This is a genomic window from Bradyrhizobium sp. UFLA06-06, from assembly GCF_054820065.1.
The window spans coordinates 370,384-388,004 of sequence record NZ_JADFUD010000001.1 but is presented as its reverse complement, the minus strand read 5'-3'; the positions used below and the strand labels follow the sequence as shown (position 1 = coordinate 388,004).

At 64.5% G+C, this 17,621-nt stretch carries 10 protein-coding genes; 2 read left to right on the top strand and 8 right to left on the bottom strand.

What is annotated here, in order from left to right:
- Nucleotides 1-4: 4 nt before the first annotated feature.
- The gene (locus tag IF803_RS01665; protein ID WP_461191037.1) at nucleotides 5-9,727 is read right to left on the bottom strand and encodes a DUF5801 repeats-in-toxin domain-containing protein; all 9,723 of its coding nucleotides are present in this window, start codon (nucleotides 9,725-9,727) and stop codon (nucleotides 5-7) included.
- 174 nt (nucleotides 9,728-9,901) lie between these two features.
- On the opposite strand from IF803_RS01665, the gene IF803_RS01660 reads away from it, so the two are divergent.
- Nucleotides 9,902-10,405, top strand: coding sequence for a hypothetical protein (locus IF803_RS01660; RefSeq protein WP_244435646.1), 504 nt, complete (start codon nucleotides 9,902-9,904; stop codon nucleotides 10,403-10,405).
- 51 nt (nucleotides 10,406-10,456) lie between these two features.
- Here IF803_RS01660 and IF803_RS01655 read toward each other — a convergent pair whose 3' ends face one another.
- Together IF803_RS01655 and IF803_RS01650 are read right to left on the bottom strand one after the other, a co-directional pair.
- Nucleotides 10,457-11,008, bottom strand: a complete 552-nt coding sequence (locus IF803_RS01655) for a DUF3617 domain-containing protein (protein ID WP_461191036.1) — start codon at nucleotides 11,006-11,008, stop codon at nucleotides 10,457-10,459.
- A gap of 266 nt (nucleotides 11,009-11,274) precedes the next feature.
- Nucleotides 11,275-11,868, bottom strand: a complete 594-nt coding sequence (locus IF803_RS01650; RefSeq protein ID WP_461191035.1) for a hypothetical protein — start codon at nucleotides 11,866-11,868, stop codon at nucleotides 11,275-11,277.
- Between the two features lie 326 nt (nucleotides 11,869-12,194).
- On the opposite strand from IF803_RS01650, the gene IF803_RS01645 reads away from it, so the two are divergent.
- On the top strand, nucleotides 12,195-12,569 hold the full coding sequence (locus tag IF803_RS01645; RefSeq protein WP_028345103.1) for a hypothetical protein: 375 nt from the start codon (nucleotides 12,195-12,197) through the stop codon (nucleotides 12,567-12,569).
- A gap of 62 nt (nucleotides 12,570-12,631) precedes the next feature.
- On the opposite strand, the gene IF803_RS01640 is transcribed toward IF803_RS01645, so the two are convergent.
- The 5 genes from IF803_RS01640 to IF803_RS01620 form a co-directional block, all read right to left on the bottom strand.
- The gene (locus tag IF803_RS01640; protein ID WP_038382022.1) at nucleotides 12,632-12,895 is read right to left on the bottom strand and encodes a hypothetical protein; all 264 of its coding nucleotides are present in this window, start codon (nucleotides 12,893-12,895) and stop codon (nucleotides 12,632-12,634) included.
- Between the two features lie 98 nt (nucleotides 12,896-12,993).
- Nucleotides 12,994-13,764 (bottom strand): SDR family NAD(P)-dependent oxidoreductase, encoded by a 771-nt coding sequence (locus IF803_RS01635; protein WP_461191034.1) that lies wholly within the window; start codon nucleotides 13,762-13,764, stop codon nucleotides 12,994-12,996.
- Nucleotides 13,765-13,817: 53 nt separating this feature from the next.
- Nucleotides 13,818-14,615, bottom strand: coding sequence for an SDR family oxidoreductase (locus IF803_RS01630; RefSeq protein WP_461191033.1), 798 nt, complete (start codon nucleotides 14,613-14,615; stop codon nucleotides 13,818-13,820).
- Nucleotides 14,615-16,003, bottom strand: coding sequence for a transaminase (locus IF803_RS01625; protein WP_461191032.1), 1,389 nt, complete (start codon nucleotides 16,001-16,003; stop codon nucleotides 14,615-14,617). The genes IF803_RS01630 and IF803_RS01625 overlap by 1 nt, the downstream gene beginning before the upstream one ends.
- Nucleotides 16,000-17,484 carry an aldehyde dehydrogenase gene (locus IF803_RS01620; protein ID WP_461191031.1) on the bottom strand — a complete coding sequence of 495 codons (1,485 nt, stop codon included), beginning with the start codon at nucleotides 17,482-17,484 and terminating at the stop codon, nucleotides 16,000-16,002. The genes IF803_RS01625 and IF803_RS01620 overlap by 4 nt, the downstream gene beginning before the upstream one ends.
- Between the last annotated feature and the right edge of the window lie 137 nt (nucleotides 17,485-17,621).

The window sequence follows — 17,621 nt, the reverse complement described above, 5'->3', positions numbered from 1 at the left end:
TGGCCTAGAAAATATGAACGTTCGTAGCCGCCGGCAAGCCGGTGCTCACATGTGCGAGGTCCACCTTGTCGGAGCCTGTGCCATTTGCCGAGTACCAGAGCTCCTGAGTGGTATTGTTGAAGAAGAACTTGTTCGTGCTTGCACTTTCGTTCCAGGCGCTGGCGTTGTTCTCGGTCTGGCCGGTGACTGCCGATGACGTGAACTGACCAGCGGTAAGGGCGTTTGAAGCGCCCGTCGGCAGGCTCAGACCAGCCACGTCGAGAAGGAGCGTATCACCGCTGTTGAAATCACTGACGATTTCGTGGGCGCTGAGATTGAGAACAAACTTGTCGTCCCCACCATTGCCAGTGAGCGTCTCGTTGGTTGGTCCGGCGACAATGACATCATTGCCGGCCGTGCCCATCAGGGTCGTGGTGCCATTGATGTTGATATTGATGGTGCTCGACGCCGTGTCGCCGTCACCGTCAATCGTCGACACGTTGAAGCTCAGATCCTCGGAGACGTTCGTGGTCGACGAAACTCCGACGCCAACCAGGTCGACCTTGCCGCTGCCTGTCACGTCCGTGAACTGGACAGTGTAGAGCTGCAGGCCGGCCGGCGCTGTGGGCGTCGACCATTCGGTGGCGACCGTGGTGTGGGTGGAAGGATCGAAATCACCGGATACCGATGTGATGGAGGCGGCGTGCACTCCGTCCCAATAGGAGACGACGTAGTGGATTTTGTCGCCGCCGGCGTAGTGCGAGAACGTGTAGTTCGCGACCGATTCGTTTGCCGGCGGATGGAACGCGGCGTTGCCGACCGGGCTGGCGATTGCGCCGCTCGTGAAATCGAACAGCAGCTTTTCATTGGGGTCGAAGTTATTGTTGTCGACGCCCCAGCCGCTGGTTGATCCGTTCACACCGCCTTGGCCGCCGCCGGAGGTCGTGCCCGAAACAACCGCCAGCTGATCGGTGTTCGAGGAAAGAACCTGCTCTTCCGATGGTCCCGAGCCGAAGGAGGATGAACTGCCGACATTCTGGATCGTTGTCTCCGTGAACGGCTGAAGCAATGTGAATAGATAGTGACCGGTTGTGTCATCCAGATTCAGCGTGAAGATATTATTCGCTGCCGACGGAGCCGCACCGATATAGGCCGTCAAATTCTGTCCAAGTGCGTCGATGGAATAGTGCACGGCCTGGCCATTGAACGTCAGGCCGGCCGGCGCCGTGTTTCCAGTCAAGGTGAAGTCATATGCGCCAAAACCATCGGCGCCAGAAAACACGGGTAGGTTACCGACCACGGACATTCCCGCGTAATCGGCAATGATTCCATGCTCGATCGTGCCGAAACTCGGGCCGTCGTCGAGGAAGCTGATATGCGTGCTGATGTCGGCGGTGGCCGTCACATGATCGCCATCGGCGTCCGTCAACGTGACCGTCGCGCCGATCTTGCCGGCCGTCATCGTCAGCAGATCGTTCGAACTGGCGGTGCTGTTGTGGTGGAGCGAGAGATAGTCCGCCACATAGAGCTGGCCGGTGATCGGATCGATGGCGATCGCGAACGCCGTTTGGCCCGTCAGGCTGGGGTTGGCGACATCGTTGCCCACCGTACCGATGATCCGGCCGCTGGCATCCAGCGACAGCGCGATCCCTGTGCCATCCGTCAATGTCAGACCTGACGCAGCGCTGAGGACGCTCAACGCGTAGGTCGTAGACCCCGCGCCGTCAGAGCCGAAGCTGCCGCCGGCCACCGTCAGGATGCTGCTCGCGCCCGTCGAGGCAAAGCTGAGCGCACCGTTGTCAAGCGACGCTGCCGACACATCGGTGTCGACGCCCTTGTTCGCAACCGTGCTGAACAGCGCGGCGACAGTGCTGGCGGCACCGTTGAACGTGATCGCAGTGGAGCCGAGCACGTCGCTCGCGCCGGCGATGGTCTGCACGCCGGGCGTCTCGTCCACGCCGATCGTAGCTGCGCTCACAGTCGCCGTCGGCGCCGTCGGGCCGCTGTCCTGGATCGTGAACACGCCGGTGCCGAGGTCGAGCGGCGTCGACACGCTGTCGCCGTCGGCATCGACGATGGTCTGCACCACCTGCAGCAGGTTGGCGCTCGAGAGCGTCAGCGTCGCGGCATCGTCCGCATTGTTCGGATCGGAGTGCCAGACGTTGTTGACCTGGGTGAAGGTCACGATCCCGGTTGCGGGATCAATGGTGATCGTAAAATAGGTCGTCGCGCCAACCGAACCGGTGATGGTGTTGCCGGACTGGTTCAGCAGAATCTGCGTACCCTGTCCGATACCATCGCCGTCGCCGGCAGTCTTGTCGGTCGCATCGAGCGCATAGAGGCCGGAGGCCACGTTCGAGCCCGTCAGCTTCAGCGTGTAGGTCGTCGAACCCGCACCGTCGCTGCCGTAGCTGCCGCCGGTGAAGTTGTCGGAGAAGTTCGCCGTCACGGAAACAAGCCCGTTCGGCGCCGTGCCGCCGGCGGTGTCGGTGCCAACAGGGCGCGTCTCGTCCAGCACGAGGGTGTCGGTCGGACCGGTCACCGTGCCGGCGGTCGGACCGCTGTCCTGGATCGTGAACACGCCGGTGCCGAGGTTCAGCGGCGTCGTCACGCTGTCGCCGTCCGCATCGGTGATGGTCTGCACCACCTGCAACAGATTGGCAGCCGACAGGGTCAGCGTCGCCGCATCGTCCGGGTTGGTCGGATCGGAGTGCCAGATATTGTTAAGCTGGGTGAAGGTCACGATGCCGGTCGAAGGATCGATCGTGATCGTGAAGTAGTTGGTGCCGCCGACCGAGCCGGTGATGGTGTTGCCGACCTGGTTCAGCAGGATCTGCGCACCCTGCCCGATGCCATCGCCGTCGCCGGCGGTCTTGTCGGTCGGATCGAGCGCATAGAGGCCGGAGGCCACGTTCGCACCGGTGAGCTTCAGCGTGTACGTCGTGCTGCCAGCACCGTCGCTGCCGTAGCTGCCGCCGGTGAAGTTGTTGGAGAAGTCCGCCGTCACGGTGTCGAGCCCGGTCGGGGCTGTGCCGCCGGCGGTGTCGCTGCCAACCGGACGGGTCTCGTCCAGCACGAGGGTGTCGGTCGGACCGGTCACCGTGCCAGCGGTCGGGCCGCTGTCCTGGATCGTGAACACGCCGGTGCCGATGTTGAGCGGCGTCGTCACGCTATCACCATCGGCGTCCGTGATGGTCTGCACCACCTGCAGCAACTCAGGGCGCGTCAGCGTCAGCGTCGCCGCATCGTCCGGGTTGGTCGGATCGGAATGCCAGATGTTGTTGACCTGGGTAAAGGTCACGATCCCGGTCGTCTCGTTGATCGTGATCGTGAAGTAGGTCGTGCCGTTCGCCGAACCGGTGATCGTGTCACCGACCTGGTTGAGCACGATCTGCGCACCCTGCCCGATACCATCGCCGTCGCCGGCGGTCTTGTCGGTTGGATCGAGCGCATAGAGGCCGGAGGCCACGTTCGAGCCCGTCAGCTTCAGCGTGTAGGTCGTCGACCCAGCACCATCGCTGCCGTAGCTGCCGGCGGTGAAGTTGTTGGAGAAGTCCGCCGTCACGGTGTCGAGCCCGGTCGGCGCCGTGCCGCCGGCGGTGTCGCTGCCAACAGGACGGGTCTCGTCCAGCACCAAGGTGTCGGTCGGACCGGTCACCGTGCCTGCCGTCGGGCCGCTGTCCTGGATCGTGAACACACCGGTGCCCACGTTGATCGGCGTCGCAACGCTGTCGCCATCCGCATCGGTGATGGTCTGCACCACCTGCAGCAGATTGGCGGCCGAAAGCGTCAGCGTCGCGGCATCGTCCGGGTTGGTCGGATCGGAGTGCCAGATGTTATTGACCTGGGTGAACGTCACGATCCCGGTCGTCTCATTGATCGTGATCGTGAAGTAGGTCGTGCCGTTCGCCGAGCCGGTGATCGTGTCGCCGACCTGGTTGAGCACGATCTGCGTACCTTGGCCGATGCCATCGCCGTCACCGGCGGTCTTGTCGGTCGGATCGAGCGCGTACAGACCGGAGGCGACGTTGGCACCGGTCAGCTTCAGCGTGTAGGTCGTCGACCCAGCACCATCGCTGCCGTAGTTGCCGGCGGTGAAGTTGTTGGAGAAGTCCGCCGTCACGGTGTCGAGTCCGGTCGGCGCCGAGCCGCCGGCGGTGTCGCTGCCAACAGGACGCGTCTCGTCCAGCACGAGGGTGTCGGTCGGACCGGTCACCGTGCCCGCGGTCGGGCCGCTGTCCTGGATCGCGAACACGCCGGTGCCGACATCGATCGGCGTCGTCACGCTGTCGCCGTCCGCATCGGTGATGGTCTGCACCACCTGCAGCAGGTTCGCGGCCGACAGCGTCAGCGTCGCAGAATCGTCCGGGTTGGTCGGATCGGAGTGCCAGATGTTGTTGACCTGGGTGAACGTCACGATCCCGGTCGTCTCGTTGATCGTGATCGTGAAGTAGGTCGTGCCGTTCGCCGAGCCGGTGATGGTGTCACCGACCTGGTTGAGCACGATCTGCGTACCTTGGCCGATGCCATCGCCGTCGCCGGCGGTCTTGTCGGTCGGATCGAGCGCGTAGAGGCCGGAGGCCACGTTCAAGCCCGTCAGCTTCAGCGTGTAGGTCGTCGAGCCAGCACCATCGGAACCATAGTTGCCGCCGGTGAAGTTGTTGGAGAAGTCCGCCGTCACGGTGTCGAGTCCGGTCGGCGCCGAGCCGCCGGCGGTGTCGCTGCCAACAGGACGCGTCTCGTCCAGCACCAATGTGTCGGTCGGACCGGTCACCGTGCCCGCGGTCGGGCCGCTATCCTGGATCGTGAAAACGCCGGTGCCGACGTCCAGCGGCGTCGTCACGCTGTCGCCGTCCGCGTCGGTGATGGTCTGCACCACCTGCAACAGATTGGCAGCCGACAGCGTCAGCGTCGCAGAATCGTCCGGATTGGTCGGATCGGAATGCCAGATGTTGTTGAGCTGGGTGAAGGTGACGATCCCCGTCGAGGGATCGATCGTGATCGTGAAGTAATTGGTGCCGCCAACCGAGCCGGTGATGGTGTTGCCGACCTGATTCAGCATAATCTGCGCGCCCTGCCCGATGCCATCGCCATCGCCGGTGGTCGTGTCGGTCGCATCGAGCGCAAACAGGCCGGACGCCACGTTGGCGCCGGTGAGCTTCAGCGTGTAGGTCGTGTTGCCCGCGCCGTCGCTGCCGTAGCTGCCGGCCGAGAAGTTGTTCGAGAAGTCTGCCGTCACAGAATCAAGGCCGGTCGGCGCCGTGCCGCCCGCGGTGTCGGTGCCAACAGGACGCGTCTCGTCCAGAACCAACGTATCCGCCGCCGCGATCACCGTGCCCGCGGTCGGACCGCTATCCTGGATCGTGAACACACCGGTGCCGAGGTTCAGCGACGTCGTCACGCTGTCGCCGTCGGCGTCCGTGATGGTCTGCACGAGCTGCAGCAGTTCGGGGCGCGTCAGCGTCAGCGTCGCGGCGTCGTCCGGGTTGGTCGGATCCGAGTGCCAGATGTTGTTGAGCTGGGTGAAGGTCACGATGCCGGTCGAGGGATCGATCGTGATCGTGAAGTAATCGGTGCCGCCGGCCGAGCCGGTGATGGTGTTGCCGACCTGGTTCAGCAGGATCTGCGCACCCTGCCCAATGCCATCGCCATCGCCGGTGGTCGTGTCGGTCGCATCAAGGGCGTACAGGCCGGACGCCACGTTGGCGCCGGTGAGCTTCAGCGTGTACGCCGAATTGCCCGGGCCATCGCTGCCATAGCTGCCGCCGGCGAAGCCGTTCGAAAAATCCGCCGTCACGCTGTCGAGGCCGGTCGGCGCCGTGCCGCCCGCGGTGTCGCTGCCGACAGGACGCGTCTCGTCGAGCACAAGCGTGTCCGTCGCGCCGGACAGCGCGCTCGCCGTCGGGCCGCTGTCCTGGATGGTGAACACACCGGTGCCGAGGTCGAGCTGCGTCGACACGTGGTCGCCGTCCGCATCGGTGATGGTCTGCACCACCTGCAGCAGGTTGGCCGCAGAGAGCGTCAGCGTCGCTGCATCGTCCGGGTTGGTCGGATCGGAATGCCAGATGTTATTGAGCTGGGTGAACGTGACGATACCGGTCGTCTCGTCGATCGTGATCGTGAAGTAGTTGGTGCCGCCAGCCGATCCGGTGATGGTGTCACCGACCTGGTTGAGCACGATCTGCGTACCCTGCCCGATGCCATCGCCGTCGCCGGCGGTCTTGTCGGTCGGATCGAGAGCGTACAGACCGGAGGCGACGTTCGCACCGGTGAGCTTCAGCGTGTAGGCCGTGTTGCCCGCGCCGTCGCTGCCATAATTGCCGCCGGTGAAGTTGTTGGAGAAGTCCGCCGTGACAGTGTCGAGGCCGGTCGGCGCGGTGCCGCCCGCGGTGTCGCTGCCGACAGGCCGCGTCTCGTCCAGCACAAGGGTGTCGGTCGGGCCGACTACCGTGCCCGCCGTCGGGCCGCTGTCCTGGATCGTGAACACACCGGCGCCGAGATCAAGCGGCGTCGACACGCTATCGCCGTCCGCGTCGGTGATGGTCTGCACCACCTGCAACAGGTTGGCGCTCGAGAGCGTCAGCGTCGCGGCATCGTCCGGATTGGTTGGGTCGGAGTGCCAGATGTTGTTGACCTGGGTAAAGGTCACGATCCCGGTCGTCTCATTGATCGTGATCGTGAAGTAGGTCGTGCCGTTCGCCGAGCCGGTGATGGTGTCACCGACCTGGTTGAGCACGATCTGCGTACCCTGCCCGATACCATCGCCGTCACCGGCGGTCTTGTCGGTCGGATCGAGCGCATAGAGGCCGGAGGCGACGTTGGCGCCGGTGAGCTTCAGCGTGTAGGCCGTGTTGCCCGGGCCGTCGCTACCGTAGCTGCCGGCCGAGAAGTTGTTCGAGAAGTCCGCCGTGACGGTGTCGAGGCCGGTCGGCGTGGTGCCGCCCGCAGTGTCAGTGCCGACAGGACGGGTCTCGTCCAGCACCAACGTATCCGCCGCCGCGATCACCGTGCCGGCGCTCGGGCCGCTGTCCTGGATCGTGAATACGCCGGTACCGACATCGAGCGGCGTCGTCACGCTGTCGCCGTCCGCATCGACGATGGTCTGCACCACCTGCAGCAGATTGGCGCCAGACAGCGTCAGCGTCGCCGCATCGTCCGGATTGGTTGGGTCGGAGTGCCAGATATTGTTGAGCTGGGTGAATGTCACGATGCCGGTCGAGGGATCGATCGTGATCGTGAAGTAATTGGTGCCGCCAGCCGAGCCGGTGATCGTGTTGCCGACCTGGTTCAGCAGAATCTGCGCGCCCTGCCCGATGCCGTCGCCGTCGGCGGTGGTCGTATCGGTCGCATCAAGCGCGTAGAGACCGGACGCCACATTCGCGCCGGCGAGGTTCAGCGTGTAGGTCGTGTGGCCCGGGCCGTCGCTGCCATAGCTGCCGGGCGTGAAGTTGTTGGAGAAGTCTGCCGTCACGGAATCAAGGCCGGTCGGCGCTGTGCCGCCCGCGGTGTCCGCACCAACCGGACGGGTCTCGTCCAGCACTAGCGTGTCAGTTGCACCGGTCACCGTGCCGGCGGTCGGGCCGCTGTCCTGGATCGTGAACACACGGGTGCCGACATCGAGCGGCGTCGACACGCTGTCGCCGTCCGCGTCGGTGATGGTCTGCACCACCTGCAGCAGGCTCGGGCTCGACAGCGTCAGCGTTGCCGGATCGTCCGGATTCTTCGGGTCAGAATGCCAGATGTTGTTCGACTGCGTGAACGTGACGATACCGGTCGACGGATCAATCGTGATGGTGAAATACGTCGTCCCGCCGGCCGAGCCGGTGATCGTGTTGCCGGACTGGTTGAGGACGATCTGCGCGCCCTGTCCGATGCCGTCGCCGTCAGCAGTGGTCGTGTCGGTCGGATCCAGCGCGTAGAGACCCGAGGCCACATTCGAGCCGGTGAGCTTCAGCGTGTAGGCGGTATGGCCGGGTCCGTCGCTGCCGTAGCTGCCGGACGTGAAGTCGTGGGAGAAGTCCGCCGTCACGCTGGCAAGCCCGCTCGGCGCAAAGCCGCCCGGCGTGTCGCTGCCGACCGGGCGCGACTCGTCCAGCACCAGCGTTTCCGCCGGCCCTTCCTTCTGGATCACCGTGCCGGCCGTCGGACCGCTGTCCTGAATTGTGAACACGCCGCCACCGAGGTTGATCGGCGTTGTCACGCTGTCGCCGTCCACGTCAGTGATGGTCTGCACCACCTGCAGCAGGCTGGCGCTGGAGAGGGTCAACGTCGCCGCGTCATCCGGGTTGGTCGGATCGGCATGCCAGATGTTGTTGACCTGGGTGAAGGTCACGATCCCGGTCGTCTCGTTGATCGTGATCGTGAAGTAGATCGTGCCGTTCGCCGAGCCGGTGATGGTGTCACCGGACTGGTTCAGCACGATCTGCGCACCTTGCCCGAAATGGGCCGGGTTGGTGTCGGTCGGATCAAGCGCATAGAGGCCCGACGCCACGTTCGTGCCGGTGAGATGCAGTGTGTAGGCAGTGCTGCCGGCACCGTCGGCGCCGTAGCTGCCGCCGGTGAAATTGTTGGAGAAGTCCGCCGTCACGCTGGCGAGGCCGGTCGGCGTCGTGCCGCCCGCGGTGTCGCTGCCGACAGGGCGCGTCTCATCCAGCACCAGCGTGTCGGTCGCGCCGGTCACCGTGCCCGCCACCGGACCATCGTCAAGGATCGTCAGATGCGAGCCGACATCGACGCTCGCACTGGCCGACTGATTGTTGTTGTCAGTCACGGTGGCGGTCAGCGTGATCAGACCCGACGCCAGCGTGATCCCTTCATTGAAGTTGCCCGGTGTTGCCTCATGAACCGCGCGCAGATCGGTCAGCGTCACATGACCCGTACCGTCAACCGAGACCGTGAGGACCAGATCGCCACTGATCGCCGTGCGCCCTTCCACGACGCCGGCCGCGTTGACCGTCAGCAGAACGTGCTGACCGGTCGCCGAATCGATCAGACCGGAATCTTCGTTGGGTGTCGTGACCGACAGCGCATAGGTCAGCGACTGCTGGCCGCCCGGTACCGTGACGTTGAACGACACCTGCACAGACGCGACCGTTGCCCCTGCGGGTCCGAGCCCCGAACCGGCGACACCATGGTTGGTGGCCGCGGTCAGGAAGCTCTCGTCGACAATCAGCGCCGACAGGGGATTGCCGGAAATGATCGGAGGCGGAGCAACGCCCAGCACGAAGCCGGTCGGCGGCGGCGGGGTCACGAGGTTCGGCAACTCTTCCTGCGGCGCCAACACGTTGGTCGGCACAGGAGCTAGCGGATCAATCGCGAACGGACTGAAATTCGCGCCGCTCGCCTGCGCGTTGCCGTTCGAGTTGCCGCCATTGTCGGCCGCCGGCAACACCGAGGCGTCCGTGCTAATCGGAAAAAGAGTCGCGAATTCCTGGACCGAGACCTCGCGCCCCGGCGCCATCTCGATCGTAACATTCTTCTGCCCATCCGCACGGGAGTCGAAGAACGGCTCAACCGTGACCGTCGACTGGTTGTCGAACAGGATGATCAGCTTTTCGCCGACGTGAACCAGCGTGATCTTTTCATTGGCGATCGACGAAAAGTCGACCTTCACCTTCTGGTCGTATCCAAGATTGACGACCACCGCCTGATCGGTCAGCGGCTTGGTCAGCTTGTAAATTCGTACGGGAGCCGAATTGGTGGAATTGCCGGTGCCGGTTGCCTGAGCGACCTGAAACGAACCCTGCATTATCAACTCCGCAAAATGCGATTAGAGGAAAAATTGTAGAAAAATTTAGTTTTAGGCTATTGTTAACCCTCCCCGCGGTCAAGAAATGTATTTGGTTAATCAATGCTTTCCGTGGAAGTGTGGTAAAGATCGGACAGGTCGAAGCTGAAAGAACAACGGCTTAGCCGGATTAACTTGGCCGAAAGCAGTATTTCCCCGGCCCCGTTCGTCCTTCCCGGCGATTTGGAGCAGCAGTCGATGCGGGTGATTCTTCAGGCGTGTGCCGCTGTCTTGATTTGGGGCTGTTTCGGCGCGGCGGCCGCGCAAGCCCCTGCACAACCCGTCCCGCAGGAGACCACGGTGGAGCGCCAGGTTCGCGCCCTGGCCAACCGGGACACCCAGATTGGCCTCTACCTCAACGTGTTACCTGATTGCACGTCGGGGCCGCTGCCGACCATCCGCCTGGTCACTGCGCCGGCTGCCGGAAAGGTGGTAGTGAAGTCGGCGAAGGCGAAGGCCACCAATTACAAGGCCTGCCTGGCGCTTGAGGTGCCGGCCTATGTCGCCTTCTACAAGGCGCCGCCGGAATTTCTCGGCGACGACGCCCTGACCATCGAGGTCAAGTACCAGGGCGGCCGAACCGAAATTCAGAAGATCACCGTCAAGGTCAGCGGCCCGGGAGGCCAGCAAAAGATCTGACCGGGCGGCTCGAAAGCGGATGTCCCTGAATGCTCGCGCAGACCGGCCGCCTTAGAGCGGCTCGCCGTCGGCAGAGTCCTGCTCCTGCACCTCGCTCGGTGCGGAGGCCGGCTGGCCGAGCGAAGCCCTATCCTCGTGGCAATCGCTGATTCGGCGGGCGACCACCCGGTCGGTCCGCGGCGCCTGACCAACATTGGTCTTGTTGACCTCGGTATAGGCCTCGTCGCTGAGAACCGTGATGACGGTGCTGACCGGCCCGAGATAGTCGCAGCGGTTGGAGAAAACGTACTTGTTGTTGATCTTCTCCGGCCGCGAAGAGTGGCAATTTCCAACGGACGGAGATGCGAAGGTCGCCTTCATCGCCTGGGTCGGATCGACACAGCGCGTCATTTCGCGCTCGAGCAGCGTTTGCCGGACGTTCGAGGACGTGGCGATTTCCAGCGTCCGCACGAAGCGCCACATTCCTTTTCGGAAGGTCGGCCCGCTGAATCCCTCCTCCGCCACGGCGCTCGAGGCGGCGAGCACGGACACGGAAAGCGCGGTCACGACGCCAAGCGCGGATGCGAAGATCTTCGACGGGGCGAAGCCCTCACGCGATGTCATTTATTGAATCCCTAACCGGCCGATTGACGCGGATCGCGTGACTTCGCTTGAAGCACGTCCAACCTCACATCATTCAGGAGCATTTCGTGTTAAGACCCCGTAAATGCTCGGCCTTTGCTCGAAGCTCTCACCAGCTCTTGCGCCAAACACGGTGAATGCCCGGTTGCTTCAGGCGGGGCAGCTTCGGCGACAAAGGAAGCGCAGCGTCTACGCCGTTGGGGACGAATGGACGCCTCGTCCGCCGCCACCCGCCGTCTGATTGCCAGCTAGTGCTGCAAAGCCGCCGCAGCGGACTTGTCAGTCTTGGCCTCTGACTTGGCCTCTGACTTGGCCTCAATCTTGGCCGCGCTACCGTCGTCGCAGTCGCCAATCCTTGTCGCGACGACCGTGTCGGTCCGGGGATGCTCTCCGGTGCTGATCTCGTTCAGCTCGGTATAGGCCTCGTCGCTGCGCACGGTGATGACGGTGCTGACCGCCCCCATGTAATCGCAGCGGCGTCCGAACGTGTATTGATTACCAACCTTCTCCGGCTTGTCCGAGACGCAGCTTCCGATCGATCCCGAGGCAAAGGTCGCCTTCATGGCGTGGGTCGGGTCGACGCAGCGCGTCGTCTCCGCGTTGACCACCCGATACTTGAAGTTCTTGTTGGCGGTCCTGACCACATCGAGCGTTCGCACGAAGCGCCACAGACCTTTGCGGAAGCTCGGGCCAGAAAAGGCTTGATCGCCCTGAGCCGGCGCTGCCGCCGCTGCCCGACCGTTCGCCGGTTGAGCTTGAGTCTCCGCATGAGCTGCCAGCGCAGGCAATGAGACAATCATCAGGGTCAGTAGCGAACGTACAATGCCACCACGGAAGTCCATTCCTACCCCCGATGTCCGTCCGAATGCGTTCGTGATGCGATCCGGTCAGCTCATTGAAGCAATCTCCGGAACACGACTCAATACATCACACCACTTGCAGGGCGAATTGTGGCCAGTAAAGATGCATTAACGCTACCGGGCAGCTTGCAGCCGAATTCAGACTTACTGCAGCAAAGTTGCAACACCTGACACGCCATTCGCATTGGCGCCGGCCGATCTCCCCGCACCGCACTGGGCAGAGGTTTGACCTCCGAAGTTTTTTTTGCTCATTTAGCGCGAGATATTTTCCTCAATTACTTAGCCTATCGCTGGACGAGGGGGCACAGATGCGTATTCGGTTTGGCTACACGGTCGCAGGCATTTTGGCTTTGGGCACAACGCTGTTCGGCAACTCCGGGCCGGCGGCGGCAGCGGACCTTGGCCTGGTCACAAAAGCACCGGTCGGCACCTGCACCGAGATCGTCTTCACCTGCGAGAACGGCCATCAATATCCGCTGTGCCCGCGCGCTGTGTCGGTCGAGGGCGAAGTGGTCACGGCCTCCCTGCTCACCGGCCGTGGCGGCATCCATGTGCGGCACGTTCCGATGGGCGTCGGCTATCGCTATGCGGGCCGCGGCGTCTGGCTGGACGGCTTCCGGGAAAACGCGCTGCTCAACTTCGGCAAGCGTCACCAGGTGGCCTGCACCATCGCGCATTCATGAGTGCGTGCTCTGCGTCGCTCCAATGGGCGTGACGCAGAGCACCTCAAGCAGCCGAACTCTCCTCACCCCTTGGTGCGGAGCACGGCGCGCGACGAGCGGGAGAACATATAAGCCTTCGGATTGACGTAGACCGGGCAGCGGTCCTGCCACTGATACAGCTGCCAATTCCATTTCCAGCAGCCCGATACGATCTGGGGCTCTTGCACGTAGTCCAGCCGGTACGGCGGATCGCCAAACGGATAGTAGTCGCCGCATCGCGCCGCCGTCGACGACAGAACGACGATTGATGCGGCCGCGGCAATGATCACAGAAAATGACTTGTTCATAACGCCCCTCGATCGAATGACGTGACCGCGCGAGAGTGCCAAATCCGCCGGTCGTTATCAAGGTGCCGGCCGCCTGCCCCGAGACGCCAACCGTCCGTTTACACGGCGCGATTCTGCGTCGGCGCGCGGCCGCCGCCATCGGCGACCAGTACCGCGCCGGTCACGAAGGACGCCTCGTCGGAGGCCAGGAACAGGCAGCACGCAGCGATCTCGGCGGGCTCGGCCATCCGTCCCAGGGCAATGCGTCGTTCGACGCCGCGAATCTCGGCATCGACAGTGGTGTCGTTCTGGTCCGCAAGCAGCTGCATTTCATGGGCGCTCATCGGCGTGCGCACCCAGCCTGGCGCCACCGCATTGGCGCGGATGCCGTCGGTGCCGTGCGCATAGGCCAGCGAACGCGTATAGGCGACGACGGCCGCCTTGCTGGCAGCGTAGCTTGCGCTATCCGGGCTGGCATTGAACGCGGCAACCGAGGCGACGTTCACGATCGCGCCGCCGCGCTGCCGGAGCAGCGGCAGCGATGCCCGACAGACGCGCATCGTCCCCGTGAGGTTGACGTCGAGCGTTTTGGCCCAGACCTCGTCGGAGACGCTGGCGGGCTGATCCGGCACGATCAGGCCTGCGGCGTTGACCACGATGTCGAGCCACGCCCCGCAGGCGGCGACGGCGTTGGCAATGTCGTCCGGACGCGTGACGTCGCCATGGACCGCCTGCCCTCCGCACTCCGCCGCGGCGGTCTGGAGCTCTGCTTCACCGAGCCCGAACAGCACGACGCGCGCGCCGCTCAACGCCAGCAGCGCCGCCGTCGCCCGGCCGATTCCCGTGGCGGCGCCGGTCACCAGCGCGGTCTTTCCGTCGAGCCGCGGCATCAGAGCATGATCCGGAAAGGTGGAAACCGGTTTTCCGAAAAGATCATGCTCATCTAGACTCCCCATTGCCGTTCGACGGCAAATCCGGTCTCCGGCAGCGTCGAGCCGCCGTCGACGACGATGGTCTGCCCGGTGACGTATTTGGCCTCGGCGGAGGCGAGATAGAGCATCGCGCAGGCGATGTCGTCGGCGCCGCCCATGTGCCCCATCGGAATAAAGCGCGCGAGCTTCGCCTTGTTCTCCGGCGCGCTCATGGTGCCGCGACCCGGCTTCTCGATGAAGCCGGCCTCGACGCCGTTGACCGTGATGCCGTCGCGCGCGAGCTCGAAGGCGGCACCGCGGATAAACGCGTTCACGCCGGCTTTCGCCGCCGAGTAATGCGCGCCGCCGCCCATCGCGACGCGCGCGGAAACCGAGGATGTCACGAGGATGCGCCCGAACCTGACGGCGCGCATGTGCGGAATGGAGGCCTGCGCGAGCCAGATGCTGGCGTTGAGGTTCAGCGCCAGCGTATCCTCAAGCTTCGCTTCATCAAGCTCCTCAAGCGATGACCACGGACAGCCGCCGGCATTGTGTACGACGATATCGAGCCGGCCATATTGAGCAGCGACGCGGTCGACCATCACGCGCAAGCTACTGCGGTCCAGCCGGTCGAACGGGACGCAATGCGCCGCCCGTCCATCGGCCACAAGTTCGCGCGCCAACGTCTCGGCCACATCAAGCGTCCGGTTGGCGATCACCACGGTCGCGCCGGCCTCTGCGAGCCGTCTCACGATGGCCGCGCCGATCCCCCTGCCGCCGCCGGTGACGATGGCGATCCGGCCGTCAAGATTGAACGGTAGCGCCTGCATCAGATCGCTCCTGCGCCGCGCAGCAAGTCGATGAACCGCGCCAACACCGCCGTGTGTGTGTCGACGTCGCGCGCGGACGTCGCCGGACACATCAGCAGCATGGTGTGGAACGGGGTCACCAGAATGCCCTCGTTGATGTAGAACGCATGCAGCAGGGTCTCGAGATCGGGTTGCCGGCCGGCAATGACGTCGGCGCCGCTGCGTGGCGGCTGCGGCATGAACATGATCTCGGCGCGCGCGCCGATCTGCGTGACGTGCCAGGGCAGACCGGCCGCTGTGATCAGCCGGCGCGCTTCCTGCGCAAGCCAGGTCGCGGTTCCGATCATCCGCTCGTAATTCGCAGAGGTCAGCACCTTCTCCAGCACCGCGCGCATGGTCGCGACCGTCAGCGCGTTGCCGGCAAGCGTGCCTCCGAATCCAAGATGCGCCGACTGCCGCTCCCGCGGATTGACGTGGGGGACGATCTTCCAGAGTCGCTCCGCGATCTCGTGGCTGAGACCAAACACGCCGGCGGGGATGCCACCCGCGATCGCCTTGCCAGCGACGAAAATGTCGGGATCGAGCCCATGGCTCTCCGTATAGCCGCCCGGCCCGCAGGACAGCGTGTGGGTCTCGTCGATGATGAGGACGGTGCCGGCGCGGCGGGTCAGGTCACGCAACGCCCGGTGAAAACCAGGATCGACCGGGATCATGCCGAAATTCGTCATCAGCGGCTCGGTCAGTACGCAGGCGACGTCGCCATGCGCCAGCGCCGCCTCCAGTCCCGCGACATCGTTGAATTCAACGACCCGGCTCACCGCATCATGATCGATGCCGTTGGGATGAATCATGTTGCGCAGGCCGACCCGGCCGTCGCGGATCTCGACATGCGCCTCCTCGACGCCGCCATGATAGCAGCCGGAGAACACCAGCACCTTGCGCCGGCCGGTGATCATGCGCGAGATTCGGATCGCCGCGCGGTTGGCATCGGTCGCTGACGTCGTCAGCGTCCAGTATTTCGGACCGAAGCGGCGGGACAGTTCGGCGCCGACCCAGATGCTGTCTTCCGTCGGCAGCATCATGGTCGCGCCACGCTTGAGCTGAGCGAGCGCAGCCTCGGTCACCGCCTCGGGCGCGTGGCCGCACATGCCGCCGGTGTCGCCAAGGCAGAAATCGATGTAGTCGCGGCCGTCGATGTCCCTGATATGCGCGCCCTGCGCCTCCTCGGCATAGACGGGGAAGCCGCCGGCCCAGCGCCGCATCCAGTGCGACGGGCCGCCGTAAAGGTAGTGCTGCCGTCCCTCCTGCCAGGCCGCGGCCGATCGCGGGTGCAGCGCGCGAAAACGCTCCTGCTCGGCATCGAGCAGTCGGTTCAGAACGCCCGTGCGTTCGGCGGTTGCAGCTGTCATAGCGCGATCCAGGCGGTCTTGAGGTCGGTATAGGCATCGAGGGCGTGCAGCGACTTGTCGCGTCCGAAGCCGGATTGCTTGAAGCCGCCGAGCGGCACCGTGATGTCGGCGCCGCCATAGGCGTTGACGTGCACGACGCCGGCCTTGATGGCGCGCACCATGCGATGCGCCGTCGACAGACTTGCCGTCCACACCGCCGATGCAAGTCCATAGGAGGTCGCATTGGCGAGCGCTGTGGCATCTTCCTCGCCCTCGAACCGCGTCACTGCCAGCACCGGGCCGAACACCTCCTCGCGCCAGACCTGCATCGACGGCGTCACCTCGGTGAGGATCGTAGGCGCCATGAAGTTGCCGCCGCTCTCGACGCGGATCTGTGCGCCGCCAACCAGCCGCGTCGCGCCCTGCACTTCCGCGCGGGCAACGGCATCCAGGTTCTTGCGCAACTGCGGTTTGCTCGCGATAGCGCCGATATCCGAGGTCAATTCGAGGGGATCGCCGACGCGGAGTTTGGCGGCGGCGTCGAGCAGCTCGGCCATGAAGCGATCGTAGATCGAGGACTGCACCAGCAGCCGCGATCCGGCCACGCAGACCTGGCCGGAGTTTCGGAAAATCCCGCTCGCCGAGACCTTGGCCGCATGCTTGATGTCGGGCGCATCGGCGAACACGATGTTGGGCGACTTGCCGCCAAGCTCGAGATGGACGCGCTTCAGGTTCGATCGCGCCGAGCATTCCAGGAGACGCCGGCCCACCGCACCCGAGCCGGTGAAGGCGAGCACTTCGACATCCATGTGCAGCGCAAGCGCCTCGCCGGCGGATGCGCCGCGGCCGGTGACGACGTTGAGCACACCATCGGGTAACCCCGCCTCGGTCGCGAGCTCGGCAAGCCGCAGCAGCGTCAGCGACGCGAGCTCCGGCGGCTTGACCACGACCGAATTTCCGGCGGCAAGCGCCGGGCCGATCTTCCACGCTCCGATCATCAGCGGGAAATTCCACGGCACGATCACGCCGACGACACCAAGCGGCTCGCGATGCACGAGCCCGAGCACATCGCCTGAGGTCGGCGCGATCTCGCCATAGACCTTGTCGATCGCCTCGGCGTAGTAACGGATGGTGCCGGCGGCCGAGAGCGGTTCGGCCTTGTAGGCCATGCTGATCTCGGTGCCGTTGTCGCGCACGCCGAGTACCGCAATCTCGAGCGCGTGCTGCTCGATGAGGTCGGCGAACCGCAGCAACACCTTCTTGCGCTGCGCCGGCGCCGCGCGCGACCAGCTGCCCTGCTCGAAGGCCCGCCGCGCGTGTCTGACCGCGGCGTCGACATCGGCCGCGTCGCCGTCAGCTATGCTGGTCAACACCTGGCCGTCGATCGGCGACACGACATCAAGCCGTGCCTCGCCGATCGCCGGCGCCGGCCGGCCGCCGATGAAGAGCTGCTGGGCCGGAATGACGGCCGCGCGTAGTCGATCGATCTGGGCTTGTTGCATGCGAGACAATTATGACGATGACAAAAGCGGCTTCCGAGCAAGACCGCTGCATGGCGCAATCCTCGCCAAATCAAGGCTTTGGCAGCAATCAACCGATAGGTGGATGTCACGGCAAGGCCGGTCCCCATAGCGTGATT